The organism is Mesorhizobium sp. M7D.F.Ca.US.004.01.2.1 (assembly GCF_003997785.1).
GTDB classification, from domain to species: domain Bacteria; phylum Pseudomonadota; class Alphaproteobacteria; order Rhizobiales; family Rhizobiaceae; genus Mesorhizobium; species Mesorhizobium loti.
On sequence record NZ_RZRQ01000613.1, the window covers coordinates 1 to 1697 of the forward strand.

Here is a 1697-nt window from a genome sequence, read left to right on the forward strand (position 1 = left end):
CCCATCGACCAGTCGAGGGTGATGCCGAAACGGTCGACCGTTACGCCTGCCTTGCGGCATTGCTCGTGCACCTCGCCGATCGCCGCCACGGTGCGGTCGACGCTTCTGAAGCCGATATGGGCGTGCTGCATGACACGCTTTTCAGCCGCCGCCTTGCGCTTCCACGCGGCCTCGGACGGCATCCCGGTCTCGGTAAGGAAGCGGCAGCTGCCGAGGCACCAGTCGCGCGCCATGGTGCGTCCTTCGGCGAGGAGGTCGGCGCCAGGCTTGAGGCGCGGGTCGATGAGTGCGGGGGCGATTTCAGCGGTCATGATGTTTGCTGTCGGCCTTGGCAATGAAACGACGAATGATGGCGGCAAAACCTTCGGGGTCGGCGAGGGGATGAAAATGCGCACCGGGAACTGAAACAAACCGGGCACCCGGTATCGCAGCGGCGATCGCCTCTGAAAGGGCTGATGGCGTCAGGATATCGCCGGCGGCCGCAATCACCTGGACCGGGGCGTCGATGCGCTGCAGATCGTCAAGGCGGTCGTGGTCGAGCAGCATGCGCACGCGCGCGGCGCTCACCGTCAACGGCGCCAGGGTGCGGGGGGCGGCGGTGACGGCAGCTTCAAGCTGCCCGGCATTGGTATCAAGGTAGGACGGCTCGTGGCAGAGCACATGGCCTAGGCGCTGGTAGGTCTCGGCTAGGCCGGCCTCCAGCAGCTCGGCGCGGGCGCTGAAGAGCGTGCGGAAACGGCTGTCGGCGCGCGCCCAGGAACTACTGATCGTATAGCTCAGGCCGAGTTCCGCATGATCGAGCGCCAGCACCTGCGCGATGGCGCCACCGGTGGAATGCCCGACAATATGGGCGGGCCCGCCCGTCTGCACCAGGAGGCCGGCAATGTCGCTGGCGATCAGGGGAATGGAGCAGGGGCTTTCCGGGCGATCGCTGCGGCCGGCGCCGCGATGGTCGGTGACGATGATGCGATGGTCGGCCTCGAGCAGGCGTACCACACCAGCCCAGAATCTTCCGTCACCGCCGAGCCCCGGGATGAGGATGAGGCGCGGGCCATGGCCGCCTGATGTCTCGTAGTGGATGCGGCAGCCATCGGCGGCGGTGAAGAAGGGCATCAGTGACGGCCCTCCCTGTCGAGCAACTCGCCAAGCGCCGCGACGAGGCTGAGCGCGGTCAGCGCCGAAGTCTTGGGATTGCCGGGCGAGGGCGCGTTGACGAGGCGGAAGGAAGCGCTGCCGGCGGAGCTCTCGACCTCGATTTCATGCGTGTTGCCGGTGGCTCTCGGATCGGCAACCACGCTAACGGTGACCTTGTCGATGCCTGCCGCGAGCGCCACGGCGAAGGCGGCGTTGAGGTTTTTCGGATAGAGTTTTGCCGCTTGCGCGGGCGTGCCCTCGAAGAGCGATACTGCTTCGTGCTCGGCTGACAGGCCAAGGGCGGCAAGCTCGGCTCTCCAGGCTGCCTGCGGCTTGCGCGAGGTGTAGCGCACCCGCGCCTCGGGAAGGGCCGCTATCGCCCTGAGATAGTCGAGGCCGCCCAACGCGCCTGACGGCAGGATCAAGCGCGCGCCGCTGTTGCGCGAAGCATCGGTCAATCGGGCGGCAAGTATCGGATCGGAGAACGCACCGATCGAAGCGATCATGGTCGGGATGCCGGCGTCGAGAAGCGCCGGCACATAGGCGGCGACTGCCTGCTGGCT

At 67.1% G+C, this 1697-nt stretch carries 2 protein-coding genes and 1 pseudogene; all 3 read right to left on the bottom strand.

The features are described from left to right. Nucleotides 1–311, bottom strand: a pseudogene (locus EN993_RS35430) (hypothetical protein); the annotation flags it as partial. Beyond that, nucleotides 301–1113, bottom strand: coding sequence for an alpha/beta fold hydrolase (locus EN993_RS35435; protein WP_109658648.1), 813 nt, complete (start codon nt 1111–1113; stop codon nt 301–303). The gene EN993_RS35435 and the pseudogene EN993_RS35430, both read right to left, overlap by 11 nt. Continuing rightward, nucleotides 1113–1697, bottom strand: a 585-nt coding sequence (locus tag EN993_RS35440; protein ID WP_127266204.1) for an aspartate dehydrogenase domain-containing protein, incomplete at its 5' end; no start/stop codon positions are given. The genes EN993_RS35435 and EN993_RS35440, both read right to left, overlap by 1 nt.